The organism is Pseudomonas lopnurensis, assembly GCF_015070855.1.
In the GTDB taxonomy this organism is placed as follows: Bacteria; Pseudomonadota; Gammaproteobacteria; order Pseudomonadales; family Pseudomonadaceae; genus Stutzerimonas; species Stutzerimonas lopnurensis.
This window is the reverse complement of record NZ_JADDIX010000055.1, coordinates 96,119-108,223: the sequence shown is the minus strand read 5'-3', so window position 1 is coordinate 108,223 and position 12,105 is coordinate 96,119. Positions and strand designations below refer to the sequence as shown.

Annotated in this window: 11 protein-coding genes, 1 pseudogene and 1 riboswitch; of the genes and pseudogenes, 7 read left to right on the top strand and 5 right to left on the bottom strand. The window is 65.8% G+C overall.

Features of this window, described 5'->3' with window-relative positions; genetic code table 11:
* Nucleotides 1-142, top strand: a pseudogene (locus IN820_RS23110) (DUF2931 family protein); the annotation flags it as partial.
* 72 nt (nucleotides 143-214) lie between these two features.
* Here IN820_RS23110 and IN820_RS10935 read toward each other — a convergent pair.
* From IN820_RS10935 to IN820_RS10925, 3 genes are all read right to left on the bottom strand, one after another.
* Entirely contained in the window at nucleotides 215-784 is a 570-nt protein-coding gene (locus IN820_RS10935) for a DUF2780 domain-containing protein (protein WP_193681005.1), read from the bottom strand.
* 70 nt (nucleotides 785-854) lie between these two features.
* Nucleotides 855-1,616 carry an ABC transporter permease gene (locus tag IN820_RS10930; protein ID WP_193681004.1) on the bottom strand — a complete coding sequence of 254 codons (762 nt, stop codon included), beginning with the start codon at nucleotides 1,614-1,616 and terminating at the stop codon, nucleotides 855-857.
* Nucleotides 1,613-2,542, bottom strand: a complete 930-nt coding sequence (locus IN820_RS10925; RefSeq protein WP_193681003.1) for an ABC transporter ATP-binding protein — start codon at nucleotides 2,540-2,542, stop codon at nucleotides 1,613-1,615. Before IN820_RS10925 ends, IN820_RS10930 begins: the two co-directional genes overlap by 4 nt.
* Before the next feature lie 160 nt (nucleotides 2,543-2,702).
* Here IN820_RS10925 and IN820_RS10920 point away from each other — a divergent pair, with 160 nt between their 5' ends.
* From IN820_RS10920 to IN820_RS10910, 3 genes are all read left to right on the top strand, one after another.
* Nucleotides 2,703-4,031 (top strand): ferredoxin reductase family protein, encoded by a 1,329-nt coding sequence (locus IN820_RS10920; protein WP_193681002.1) that lies wholly within the window; start codon nucleotides 2,703-2,705, stop codon nucleotides 4,029-4,031.
* A 94-nt stretch (nucleotides 4,032-4,125) separates the two neighbouring features.
* Complete coding sequence (gene ligB / locus IN820_RS10915) at nucleotides 4,126-5,793, top strand: NAD-dependent DNA ligase LigB (RefSeq protein WP_193681001.1); 1,668 nt, start codon at nucleotides 4,126-4,128, stop codon at nucleotides 5,791-5,793.
* 114 nt (nucleotides 5,794-5,907) lie between these two features.
* Complete coding sequence (locus IN820_RS10910; protein ID WP_193681000.1) at nucleotides 5,908-6,285, top strand: DUF1090 domain-containing protein; 378 nt, start codon at nucleotides 5,908-5,910, stop codon at nucleotides 6,283-6,285.
* Between the two features lie 9 nt (nucleotides 6,286-6,294).
* Here IN820_RS10910 and IN820_RS10905 read toward each other — a convergent pair whose 3' ends face one another.
* Together IN820_RS10905 and IN820_RS10900 are read right to left on the bottom strand one after the other, a co-directional pair.
* A complete protein-coding gene (locus IN820_RS10905; protein ID WP_193680999.1) occupies nucleotides 6,295-6,741 on the bottom strand; it encodes a c-type cytochrome in 447 nt (148 codons plus the stop codon).
* Nucleotides 6,742-6,865: 124 nt separating this feature from the next.
* Nucleotides 6,866-7,303 carry a hypothetical protein gene (locus IN820_RS10900; RefSeq protein WP_193680998.1) on the bottom strand — a complete coding sequence of 146 codons (438 nt, stop codon included), beginning with the start codon at nucleotides 7,301-7,303 and terminating at the stop codon, nucleotides 6,866-6,868.
* 167 nt (nucleotides 7,304-7,470) lie between these two features.
* Nucleotides 7,471-7,598: riboswitch (S-adenosyl-L-homocysteine riboswitch) on the top strand.
* A 25-nt stretch (nucleotides 7,599-7,623) separates the two neighbouring features.
* Between IN820_RS10900 and ahcY the strand changes: the two genes are divergently transcribed.
* The 3 genes from ahcY to IN820_RS10885 all read left to right on the top strand — a co-directional run bounded on the left by ahcY (nucleotide 7,624) and on the right by IN820_RS10885 (nucleotide 12,020).
* Nucleotides 7,624-9,030 carry an adenosylhomocysteinase gene (ahcY, locus tag IN820_RS10895; protein WP_193680997.1) on the top strand — a complete coding sequence of 469 codons (1,407 nt, stop codon included), beginning with the start codon at nucleotides 7,624-7,626 and terminating at the stop codon, nucleotides 9,028-9,030.
* A 97-nt stretch (nucleotides 9,031-9,127) separates the two neighbouring features.
* On the top strand, nucleotides 9,128-9,979 hold the full coding sequence (gene metF / locus IN820_RS10890; RefSeq protein ID WP_193680996.1) for a methylenetetrahydrofolate reductase [NAD(P)H]: 852 nt from the start codon (nucleotides 9,128-9,130) through the stop codon (nucleotides 9,977-9,979).
* A 232-nt stretch (nucleotides 9,980-10,211) separates the two neighbouring features.
* Nucleotides 10,212-12,020 carry a DEAD/DEAH box helicase gene (locus tag IN820_RS10885; protein WP_193680995.1) on the top strand — a complete coding sequence of 603 codons (1,809 nt, stop codon included), beginning with the start codon at nucleotides 10,212-10,214 and terminating at the stop codon, nucleotides 12,018-12,020.
* The last annotated feature ends 85 nt before the right edge of the window (nucleotides 12,021-12,105 follow it).

Here is a 12,105-nt window from a genome sequence, read left to right as displayed (position 1 = left end):
GCCCATCGAAGTCCTGCGCGCCCAGGCGGAAATCGAGCCCAAGGGGCCGTATGGCGGGCAATCCGATGGCGAATATTACTTCCTCTCGGAAACCCCCAGAGCCTATATCGAAAAACACGGCATCCCTTATGGCTCCTGGTAGCGCGCGCTCGATGGAATGAAAAAGCCCCGTCGGCAATGCCGGACGGGGCTTCCTTCTTTCCGAGGACGCGAGTCAGGCGCCGCCGACGCCCCAGATGCTGCCCAGGCTCTGCAACAGCGAGCCACCTACACCCTGGCTGCCCAGGTATTGCAGCAGGATCGGTGCGAACTGGCCGACCATGCCGGCATCCATGCCCAGCGCGGAAAACGCCTGGTTGACGTCGGCCAGGCTCTGCACGTCGTCCACCGCAGCGGCCGCCTGGGCATCGACGGCGGTATCCGACTTGCCCAGCAGGCCGGTCAGCGCGCCCAGTTGGCCGAGCTGCTCCAGCCCACTGTCGCCGGTGAGCTTGTCGATACCGGGCACGGACTTGGCGAGCTGGGCATAGTCGGTGCTGCTCAGCTGCTGCTTGGCCAATTGCAGCAGCGCACCGCTGCCGCCCAGTGCCTGCTCGGGTGTGACGTCGAGTGCGTCGAGCTGGCCGATCAGGCCGAGTGCCTGGGTCTGCGATGTGTTCTGCGTGGCGCCGCTGCCGGCGATGCCCGACACCGCCCGGGCGGCCTCGCCGAGGTTGAAGGCGCTGGCGGAACCGGCCGCCAGGCCGAGAGCGGCCAGAAGGGCGAGAGAAGGAACGCGTTTCATGCTTGCCTCGAAAATGAAAGATGTACCGCCATAGTACCTGCGCTGCCGGTGGGAATGAGATCAGGCCGTATCAGTTCTTCAGCCGGTATCCGGTCCTGAAGATCCACCACACCGCCAGCAGGCAGGCAGCGAGAAAGCCCAGGATCATCGCCAGGCTGATGCCAACGCTGATGTCCGAGACGCCGTAGAAGCTCCAGCGGAAACCGCTGATCAGGTACACCACCGGGTTGAACAGGGTGATCTTCTGCCACAGCGGCGGCAGCATCTCGATCGAATAGAAGCTGCCGCCGAGGAACGCCAGCGGCGTGACGATCAGCGCCGGGACGATCTGCAGCTTCTCCCAGCCGTCGGCCCAGATGCCGATGATGAAGCCGAACAGGCAGAAGGTCACCGCGGTGAGCACCAGGAACAGCGCCATCATCAGCGGATGCTGAACCTCGTAATCGACGAACAGCCGGGCGGTGAGCAGGATGATCACCCCGAGGATGATCGACTTGGTTGCCGCCGCACCGACGTAGCCGACGACGATCTCGATGTACGACACCGGCGCCGACAGCACCTCGTAGATGGTCCCGGAATAGCGCGGCATGTAGATGCCGAACGAAGCGTTGGAGATGCTCTCGGTGAGCAACGCCATCATGATCAGGCCGGGAATGATGAAGGCGCCATAGGGAATGCCGTGCATGGCCTCCATCCGTGCGCCGATGGCCGAGCCGAACACCACGAAGTACAGCGAGGTGGAAATGACCGGCGTGGCGATGCTCTGCAGCAAGGTGCGCCAGGTGCGCGCCAGCTCGAACAGGTAGATGGCGCGGATTGCATAAAAATTCATGTGCGGCTGCCCTTTACCAAGCTGACGAAAATCTCTTCCAGCGAACTCTGGCTGGATTGCAGGTCCTTGAAGTCGATGCCGTGCTCGGCGAGGCGCTTGAGCAGCTCGGCGATGCCGGTGTGCTCGTGCTGGGCGTCGAAGGTGTAGACCAGTTGGTTGCCTTCACTCGCCAGTTCCAGCGGATAGTCGGCGAACTCGGGCGGGATCGCCGCCAGCGGGCGCTGCAGTTGCAGCGTCAATTGCTTCTTGCCGAGCTTGTGCATCAGCACGGCCTTGTCCTCGACCAGGATGATCTCGCCCTTGCTGATCACCCCGATGCGATCGGCCATTTCCTCGGCTTCCTCGATGTAGTGGGTGGTGAGGATGATGGTCACCCCGCGTGCACGCAGGCCGCGGACCATCTCCCACATGTCGCGCCGCAGCTCGACGTCGACGCCCGCAGTGGGCTCGTCGAGGAACAGGATGGACGGCTCGTGGGACAGCGCCTTGGCGATCATCACCCGGCGCTTCATGCCGCCGGAAAGCTCCAGGATGCGCGCATCGCGCTTGTCCCACAGCGACAGGTCGCGCAGCAGTCGTTCCAGGTAGGCATCGTCCGGCGCCTTGCCGAACAGCCCGCGGGAAAAGCGCACCGTCGCCCAGACGCTCTCGAAGCCCTCGTTGTACAGCTCCTGCGGCACCAGGCCGATCTTCGAACGCGCGGCGCGGTAGTCGCGGATGATGTCGTGGCCATCCACCCGCACGCGTCCAGTGCCGGGATTGACGATGCCGCAGATGATGCTGATCAGCGTGGTCTTGCCGGCGCCGTTGGGGCCGAGCAGGGCGAAGATTTCGCCCTTGCGGATATCCAGGTCGATCCGTTTCAGCGCCGGATGGCCGGACGCATAGGTCTTGGTGAGCTGCTCGATGGAGATCACGGGATGCACGGGCTCGTCTCTTCGAGGAATTGAAGGGCCGAATTGTAGATAAAAAGCGCAACCAGCGGTCGCCGCCTTTTCCAGGTACTGATCAGGATCATGGCGGCCGCATGGCTGCGTGCGCATGCTCCGGGGGCTGACACCACAAGCCGGCGAGGAGGCCTGTCGAATGAGATCGATCAAACTGACCTATGCGGCCCTGTTCATCGGCCTGACCCTGCTCTGGCTGCTGGTCGAGGATGTGTTCATGGCGCGCTACCCGTTCTGGCCGCTGCGCAAGATGCTGGTCGACTACAGCGGCGTGCTGGCCATCGGCGCGATGAGCGTCGCGATGGTGCTGGCCGCCCGACCGAAAAGATTCGAGCGTTTCTTCGACGGCCTGGACAAGACCTACCGGCTGCACAAGTGGCTGGGCATCAGCGCCCTGGCGATCGCCATCGTCCACTGGGGCTGGGGGCAGATACCGAAATGGCTGGTCGGCTTCGGCTGGCTGGAGCGGCCGGCGCGACGCGGCGCCGAACAGGCCGCCGAAGGCATCGCCGGCATGCTGCAAAGCCTGCGCGGACCGGCCGAGGACCTCGGCGAGTGGGCCTTCTACGCCGGAGCGATCCTGATCGTGCTGGCGCTGGTCAAGCGCTTCCCCTACCGCTGGTTCTTCAAGACGCACCGCTGGCTGGCGCTGGTCTATCTGCTGCTCGTGCTGCATTCGCTGGTGCTGATCCCGCCGACATACTGGCGCTCGCCGCTGGGCCTGGTATTGGCACTGATGCTGGCCGCCGGCTCGGTGGCGGCGTGCATCTCCCTGTCGCGCCGAATCGGCCGCAAGCACCAGGTGGTCGGCCGCATAGCAGCGCTGACCCATCACCGCGACAACCGCGTCCTGCGGGTCGACATCCAGCTCGACGGTGCCTGGCCGGGCCACAAGGCCGGACAGTTCGCCTTCGTCACCTTCGACGACAAGGAAGGTCCGCACCCCTTCAGCCTCTCCTCCGCCTGGCGCGATGATGGCCGGCTGGCATTCTCCATCAAGGGCCTCGGTGACTATACCCGTAACCTGCCGGACACCCTGAAGCAGGACGACCTGGTCAAGATCGAAGGGCCCTATGGCTGTTTCGACTTCCATGGCGACAAGCCAGGCCAGCTCTGGGTCGCCGGCGGCATCGGCATCGCCCCTTTCATCGGCCGGTTGCAGGCCCTGGCGGATAGCGGCCAGGGCGGCAACGTCGATCTGTTCTACAGCACCAGCGCGCCGGACCGCGGCTTCATCGAGCGCATCCAGCAGCTTACCGAGCGCGCCCACGTACGCCTACACGTGCTGGTGGCCGGCGAGGACGGCCGGTTGACCCCCGAGCGCCTGCGCCAGCTGGCGCCGCACTGGCCGGATTGTGATGTCTGGTTCTGCGGCCCGGCAGGTTTCGGCCTGGCGCTGCGCAAGGATCTGCAGCGCCATGGCCTGCTGCCGAAGGATTTCCACCAGGAACTGTTCAATATGCGCTGACGCACAGTCAGCCAGCCGCGTGCCGGCGACAATGGCAACGCGGCCTGCCGTTGACGACAGGCCGCGCCCCCCTACCGGAGCAAGGAAGCTCGCCATGCAACGCCTGATCGCGTTATCGCTATGCCTCGTCTCGCCTTTCCTCGCCGCCGCCTGCCCGGACTGGAGCAGCGTGCGGGCGCAACAGGAAGTCCTTCATCTGCAGCAGCAGCTCGACCGCTGGGACGAGGCCTATCACCAGCGCGGCCTGTCGCTGGTGGACGACGAAATCTATGACCAGAGCCGTGCGCGCCTGGCCGACTGGCAGCGCTGTTTTCCCGCGCGGGGTTACCCGGCGGCCGTTCCGCTGGCCCATGCCGGCGGGCCGCTGCCTCATCCGGTCAGGCAGACCGGGCTGGCCAAGCTCACCGACGAACGCGCCGTTCGCGACTGGATCGCGCGGCGCACGGACCTGTGGATCCAGCCCAAGGTCGACGGCGTGGCCGTCAGCCTGGTCTATCGCGACGGTCGCTTGCAACAGGCCATAAGCCGTGGCGATGGGCGCAGCGGCCAGGACTGGACGGCCAGGGCCCGGCAGTTGCCGGCGATCCCACAACAACTGGCGGAACCGGGCGAGGTGATCCTGCAGGGCGAACTCTACTGGCGGCTGGAGCGGCACGTGCAAGCCGAGGCCGGCAGCGGCGGCGCGCGCAGTCGGGTCGCCGGGGCCATGGCGAGCGAGCGGCTCGAAGCCGGCAGCGCCGCGCGGATCGGCCTGTTCGTCTGGGACTGGCCCAACGGCCCACAAGCCATGCCCGCACGACTCGAACGCCTGGCGACGCTGGGCTTCGCTGACAGCCAGCGCTTCACCCTGCGCCTGCAGGACTTCGCCCAGGCCAGTCGCTTGCGCGAGCGCTGGTATCGTCAGCCGCTGCCCTTCGCCACCGACGGTGTGGTGCTGCGCCAGGGCCAGCGACCGCCGGCCGAACGCTGGCAGGCCGAGCCGCACTGGGCGGCAGCCTGGAAATATCCGCTGCGTAGCGCGCTGGCGCAGGTGCGCGCCGTGGAGTTTCGCATCGGCCGCAGCGGCCGGATCACGCCGTTGCTGCAGCTCGACCCGGTGCAACTGGACGGCCGTCGTATCCGCACGCTCGGCCTGGGTTCCCTGCGGCGCTGGCAGGCGCTGGATATCCGCCCCGGCGACCAGATCTCCGTCGTGCTCGCCGGCCAGACCATCCCGCAACTGGGTGCCGTGGTCTGGCGCGCCCGCGAGCGCGCGGCGGTGAGCGTGCCCGATCCGGCGCTGCATCATGCCCACAGCTGCTGGCGGCCAACGCCGGGCTGTCGCCAGCAGTTCCTCGCCCGCCTGGCCTGGCTGAGCGGCAGGCAGGGCCTCGATCTGCCCGGCATCGGCGCCGGCAGCTGGCGGGCGCTGCTGGATGCCGGTCTGCTGCCGGACCTGCTCGCCTGGCTGGAGCTGGACACTGCGGCACTGCAGCAGGTACCCGGTGTCGGCGTGGAGCGGGCGCAAGCGATGGCCCGCAGCTTCGCCCTGGCGCGCAACAGGTCTCTGGCGCTATGGCTACAGGCCCTCGGCCTGCCCGCCAGCGTGCCGCTCGACGACGCCTCCGACTGGAACGCGCTGGCTGCTCGCAGCGCCGAGCAGTGGCAGACGGGATCCGGCATCGGGCCGATACGGGCGCGTCAACTGCAGGCCTTCTTCGCCGTCGAGGAGCTGCAAGCCTTGCGTGATCGTCTGCGGACAGCCGGGGTAGCCGGCTTCTGAGAGCCTGCTCACGATCTGCTGCGCGTCGGCCCTGCTGCGTTAAAAACAGGCTCCGAGGGACTTTCGTCTGACGCCGCGGTCGATAGAAGCTCATAACAATCATGGAGGCGAGGCATGTCTGCCTGGCATGTACCGATTGCCCTGATATTCGCCTGCGCCGTCATCGGCCCGACGCTGGCGGCGGCTGAACCCGACTCGCATTGCAACGAACAACGCCAGTCCCTGCGCGCGCAGTTGCAGCAGGCGCGTCTGCAGGGCGACAAGCCGCGCCAGAACCAGCTCAACACCGAGCTGCAGAACCTGACCGAGCAATGCCAGGGGCTGGTCGCGCTACACCCGCGCCAGATCGGGCACGGGCATGCCGCCCTCCAGGTGGAACGCCGTGAAACGCTGCTGCGCGAGGCCCTGGGCAGCGGCGATGCGCAATTGATCGAACTGCGCAGGAATCAGTTGGCCGAGGCGCGGGCAAAGCTCGAATCCTTGCGCCAGTGAGCCTGCCGGTCAGTAGGCACGAAATTCCTTGTGGCAGGCCTCGCAGGCGTCCTCGACCCGCTGCAGGGCCGGCGCCACGCCCTGGGGCGTCGGCGTCGAGGCAGAGGTCACCTCGACCAGCGCGGCGGTGGTGCCTTCCAGCTTGCGCGCCATCTCGTTGAAGCGCTCCTGACGCTGCCAGACGTCATCGCGGGCATCGCTCTGCTTTTCCCTGGCCTCGGGATAATGCTGCCAGGGCTGCCGCGAGAGCTCGTCGAGCTTGACCGCGCCGACGGCGAAGGCCTCGCCATCGAAGGGGATGCGGCCACGGAGCATGCCGCCGAGGTCCTCCTTGGTATCGAGCATTTGCTGATAGATCGCCTTGCGCTTGCCGAGCGGTGAGTCGGGATCGATCCGATCGCAACCGCTCAGGGCCAAGGCGGCGATCAGGGACAGGCTCAGCAGTCTCAGCTTCATGGTTCAACCACTCGTCGATGCAAAGCGCGGGATTATCCCCGGCCCGGCGCGGTTGAACAAATCGGTCGGGCATCGGCTTCGTAAGAAAAAGCTGCACGCTCGTCCACCAGCCCGTCACCTGACGTCAGCGAGACCAGGTGCCGCCCGAGCTTTCGCAGTCGACCTTCGCCTGTGCCCGATCGCTGGCGTGGTAGTGGTAGGTCACGACCCGCGCATCGTCATCGACGGTGGTCGGCCAGGTGCCATTGGCTGCCTGGGAACCGGCGGCACGCTCGTTGGCCAGGGTTTCCGGCGTCATCGGCGCGGTGCAGATCCCGAAGTGGCCCTCGGGACAGCTGTCGCGGATTTCGCGCCGGGAATTCTCCACCGCCTCGTTGTCCTGGCAGACCCAGTCGATGGCATCGTCCTTGTCCAGGCCATGGAATTCGAAGCACTGCTCGGTCACCACTGGCGCCGGCACCGCCCCGGAGGTTTCGGTATGCACATAACAGGACTGGGCGGCGGCGGGCAGGCTGAAGGCGCCGAGCAGGAACAGGGGCGCAATGCGCAGCAAAAGGTTCATTGGCGTTCTCCTGAAGCGGTTTCGCCCGGCGCCTTCGCGCCGAACCTGAAATTTCGACCCCCCACTGCGCGGACGAGTTCGCCGGCGCCGGGCTTGGGATTGCCCGCCGGCGCGGCTATAATCGCCGGGCTTTTCCCGGCCGACTCCGCTTCGGCCGTGCCCGCCACCCGTCCGAGGGGCGCTGCAGCAGACGAAGAGCCCGTTCCGGAGCTTGCGAACCGCAACCCGCTCGGGCCCTTGCCTGTCAGGCTCGGATGGGGCGTTTCCTGAAACGCATCAACGGCGCCCATTCGCACCTTTTACGAATGGAGAACTCTTCGATGAGTGCTGTCATGACGCCTGCCGGTTTCACCGACTTCAAGGTCGCCGACATTTCCCTGGCCGCCTGGGGCCGCCGCGAAATCATCATTGCCGAATCGGAAATGCCCGCACTGATGGGCCTGCGCCGCAAGTATGCCGCCGAGCAACCGCTCAAGGGCGCGAAGATCCTCGGCTGCATCCACATGACCATCCAGACCGCCGTGCTGATCGAGACGCTGATCGCCCTCGGCGCCGAAGTACGCTGGTCGTCCTGCAACATCTTCTCCACCCAGGACCAGGCCGCTGCCGCCATCGCCGCCGCCGGCATCCCGGTGTTCGCCTGGAAGGGCGAGACCGAGCAAGAGTACGAGTGGTGCATCGAGCAGACCATCCTCAAGGACGGCCAGCCGTGGGACGCCAATATGGTGCTGGACGATGGTGGCGACCTGACCCAGATCCTGCACGACAAGTACCCGCAGGTGCTGGAAAAGGTCCACGGCATCACCGAGGAAACCACCACCGGCGTGCACCGCCTGCTCGACATGCTCAAGGGCGGCACCCTGAAAGTCCCGGCGATCAACGTCAACGACTCGGTCACCAAGAGCAAGAACGACAACAAGTACGGCTGCCGCCATAGCCTCAACGACGCCATCAAGCGTGCCACCGACCACCTGCTGTCGGGCAAGCAGGCGCTGGTGATCGGCTACGGCGACGTGGGCAAGGGCTCGGCGCAGTCGCTGCGCCAGGAAGGCATGATCGTCAAGGTCTCGGAAGTCGACCCGATCTGCGCCATGCAGGCCTGCATGGACGGCTTCGAGCTGGTCTCGCCGTACAAGAACGGCCTCAACGATGGCACCGAGGCCAGCGTAGACGCCGCCCTGCTGGGCAAGATCGACCTGATCGTCACCACCACCGGCAACGTCAACGTCTGCGATGCCGGCATGCTCAAGGCGCTGAAGAAGCGCGCCGTGGTCTGCAACATCGGCCACTTCGACAACGAGATCGACACCGCCTTCATGCGCCAGAACTGGGGCTGGGAAGAGGTCAAGCCGCAGGTGCACAAGATCCACCGCACCGGCAAGACCGTCGACCCGACCAATGACGACTACCTGATCCTGCTGGCCGAAGGCCGCCTGGTGAACCTGGGCAACGCCACCGGCCACCCGAGCCGGATCATGGACGGCTCCTTCGCCAACCAGGTGCTGGCGCAGATCCACCTGTACAACGAGAAGTTCGCCGACCTGCCGGTGGCGGAAAGGACCCGGAACGTCACCGTCATGGTCCTGCCGAAGAAGCTCGACGAGGAAGTGGCGCTGGAAATGGTCAAGGGCTTCGGCGGCGTGGTCACCCAACTGACCGCGAAGCAGGCCGAATACATTGGCGTGGCGGTCGACGGACCGTTCAAGCCGGATACCTATCGTTACTAAGCCGGAAGCCGGAAGCTGGAAGCTGGAAGCGGTCCGGGAATCCCCGTCGCTTCTGGCTTCAAGCTTCAAGCTTCAAGCTTCAAGCTTGGAAAAACAAATGACTCCTCCCAATCGCCCGTCGATCAGCTTCGAGTTCTTCCCCACCAAGACCGAAGCCGGGCATGAAAAACTGCTGGTCACCGCACGCCGGCTGGCCGAATACAAACCCGATTTTTTCTCCTGCACCTACGGTGCCGGCGGCTCGACCCGCGACCGCACGCTGAACACCGTGCTGCAGCTCGACGGCGAGGTGAAGGTGCCCACCGCACCCCACCTGTCCTGCGTCGGCGATAGCAAGCAGGAGCTGCGTGAACTGCTCAACCTCTACAAGGACGCCGGCATCCAGCGCATCGTCGCGCTGCGCGGCGACCTGCCCTCGGGCATGGGCATGGCCAGCGGCGAACTGCGCCACGCCAGCGACCTGGTGGAGTTCATTCGCACCGAAACCGGCGACCACTTCCACATCGAAGTCGCCGCCTATCCGGAAATGCACCCGCAGGCACGCAATTTCGAGGACGACCTGGCCAACTTCGTGCACAAGGCCAAGGCTGGCGCGAGCAGCGCCATCACCCAGTACTTCTTCAACGCCGACTGCTACTTCTACTTCGTCGAGCGCATACGCAAGCTGGGCGTCGACATCCCGGTCGTCCCCGGCATCATGCCGATCACCAACTACAGCAAGCTGGCGCGCTTCTCCGATGCCTGCGGCGCCGAGATACCGCGCTGGGTCCGCAAGCAACTGGAAGCCTACGGCGACGACATCGACAGCATCCAGGCCTTCGGCGAGCTGGTGATCAGCGAGATGTGCGAGAAACTGCTCGCCGGCGGCGCGCCGGGCCTGCACTTCTACACCCTCAACCAGGCCGAGCCGAGCCTGGCGATCTGGAACAACCTCAAGCTGCCACGCTGACGTTTCCCGGCTCCGTAGCAATACGGAGCTGGCTAATGAACCCGTGACCTGCGACACTGTCAGAGCAATGCGGCGTTGACAGGCTCTGTTATACTCCGCGCTTCCGCCAGGCTTACGCCCGGATGCCGCCATCAGCAAATCGCGGCAGGACCGGACGGGATCGCACGCCAGTCGCGATTCAAGCCAGGCATGATCATCCCAGGGCCTCGCCCCTAACAAGACAGGATTACTCATGTCCTTTGCTTCCCTCGGTCTCTCCGAGGCTTTGGCCGGTGCCGTCGAGGCCGCCGGTTATACCCAGCCTACTCCCGTGCAACAGCGGGCCATTCCCGCCGTGTTGCAAGGCCGCGACCTGATGGTTGCCGCCCAGACCGGAACCGGCAAGACAGGCGGCTTCGCCCTGCCGGTACTCGAACTACTGTTTCCGGGTGGTCACCCGGACCGCGAACATCGCTACGGCCCGAAACAGCCGCGCGTGCTGGTGCTGACACCGACCCGCGAACTCGCCGCCCAGGTCCACGACAGTTTCAAGGTCTACGCCCGCGATCTGCCGCTGAAAAGCACCTGCATCTTCGGCGGCGTCGGCATGAATCCGCAGATCCAGGCCGTGGCCAAGGGGCTCGACGTGCTGGTCGCCTGCCCGGGCCGCCTGCTCGATCTGGCCAACCAGAAGGCCATCGACCTGTCGCACGTGGAAATCCTCGTGCTCGACGAAGCCGACCGCATGCTCGACATGGGCTTCATCCACGACGTCAAGAAGGTGCTGGCCAAGCTGCCGGCCAAGCGCCAGAACCTGCTGTTCTCGGCCACCTTCTCCAAGGACATCACCGATCTCGCCGGCAAGCTGTTGCACAACCCCGAGCGCATCGAGGTCACCCCGCCGAACACCACGGTCGAGCGCATCGAACAGCGCCTGTTCCGCGTCGCCGCCAGCCACAAGCGCGCCCTGCTGGCCCACCTGATCACCCAGGGCGCCTGGGAACAGGTGCTGGTCTTCACCCGCACCAAGCACGGCGCCAACCGCCTGGCCGAGTACCTGGAAAAGCATGGCCTGCCGGCTGCCGCGATTCACGGCAACAAGAGCCAGAACGCCCGTACCAAGGCACTGGCCGACTTCAAGGCGAACCAGGTACGCATCCTGGTGGCCACCGACATTGCCGCGCGCGGGCTGGACATCGACCAACTGCCGCATGTGGTCAACTTCGAGCTGCCCAATGTCGAGGAAGACTACGTGCACCGTATCGGCCGTACCGGCCGTGCGGGACGCAGCGGCGAGGCCATCTCGCTGGTGGCGCCCGATGAAGAGAAGCTGCTCAAGGGCATCGAGCGCCTTACCAAGCAGCGCATTCCTGAAGGTGACCCGATGGGCTTCGATGCCAGCAGCATCGAAGCGGAGAAGCCTGAAGTACGCGAGCCGCACCAGCCGCGTCCGCAGCGCGGCGAGCGCAAGGCGCGCAGCGAGCGGGACAAGCCGGCCGAGAAAGGCGCCGAGCAGAAGGAACGCAACCGCCGTAACAAGAGCAAGGCCCGCAAGCCCGCTCGCGACGGTTCGACCAGCGAGGCGCAGACGGCCATCCGGCCGCCGCAGCTACCTCCGGACCGCGCGCCCGACGAGTTCCTCGATGACGAAGTGGACAATTTCGGCAATCGCGTCGATTACGTCAGTCCGTATCAGAACAAGCAGAACCGCGGCCGCCGCCCCGGCGCCCCCGCCCAGCCGGGCAGCGCCCAACCGCGCGCAGCCAGCGCGGGGCGCGGGGCCGGCGCGGGTGCTGCGCCAGGCAAAGGCAAGCGTCAGGGACAGGCCACCCGTGGTGGCCAGAGCCAGGGGCGCAACGGCCAGCCGCGACGCAAGAATGAAAGCCGTCGGATCGACGAGCCGGTGGTGACTCGCCAGGAGTCCGCCAAGCCGCGCGAGAAGCAGCCGGTGATCATTCACAAGGAATCGAAGATCGACCGCCTGCCCAGCCTGGATCAGCTCGAGCAGCTGCCAAGCCGGCCGCGTGGCGAGAAACCCGCGCTGCTGACGCGCAACCGCTGAGCCAAAGCGGGAAACAAGAACGCCGCCCGGATGGGCGGCGTTTTCGTTTGGCTCTGCCCCAATTGCGTGTTGCTCGAAGTGCCGA

Excerpts from the sequence above, each read along its gene's own strand:
- IN820_RS10935 (WP_193681005.1), bottom strand. The coding sequence starts at position 784 with ATGAAACGCGTTCCTTCTCTCGCCCTTCTGGCCGCTCTCGGCCTGGCG.
- IN820_RS10930 (WP_193681004.1), bottom strand. The coding sequence starts at position 1,616 with ATGAATTTTTATGCAATCCGCGCCATCTACCTGTTCGAGCTGGCGCGC.
- IN820_RS10920 (WP_193681002.1), top strand. The coding sequence starts at position 2,703 with ATGAGATCGATCAAACTGACCTATGCGGCCCTGTTCATCGGCCTGACC.
- ligB (WP_193681001.1), top strand. The coding sequence starts at position 4,126 with ATGCAACGCCTGATCGCGTTATCGCTATGCCTCGTCTCGCCTTTCCTC.
- IN820_RS10910 (WP_193681000.1), top strand. The coding sequence starts at position 5,908 with ATGTCTGCCTGGCATGTACCGATTGCCCTGATATTCGCCTGCGCCGTC.
- IN820_RS10905 (WP_193680999.1), bottom strand. The coding sequence starts at position 6,741 with ATGAAGCTGAGACTGCTGAGCCTGTCCCTGATCGCCGCCTTGGCCCTG.
- IN820_RS10900 (WP_193680998.1), bottom strand. The coding sequence starts at position 7,303 with ATGAACCTTTTGCTGCGCATTGCGCCCCTGTTCCTGCTCGGCGCCTTC.
- ahcY (WP_193680997.1), top strand. The coding sequence starts at position 7,624 with ATGAGTGCTGTCATGACGCCTGCCGGTTTCACCGACTTCAAGGTCGCC.
- metF (WP_193680996.1), top strand. The coding sequence starts at position 9,128 with ATGACTCCTCCCAATCGCCCGTCGATCAGCTTCGAGTTCTTCCCCACC.
- IN820_RS10885 (WP_193680995.1), top strand. The coding sequence starts at position 10,212 with ATGTCCTTTGCTTCCCTCGGTCTCTCCGAGGCTTTGGCCGGTGCCGTC.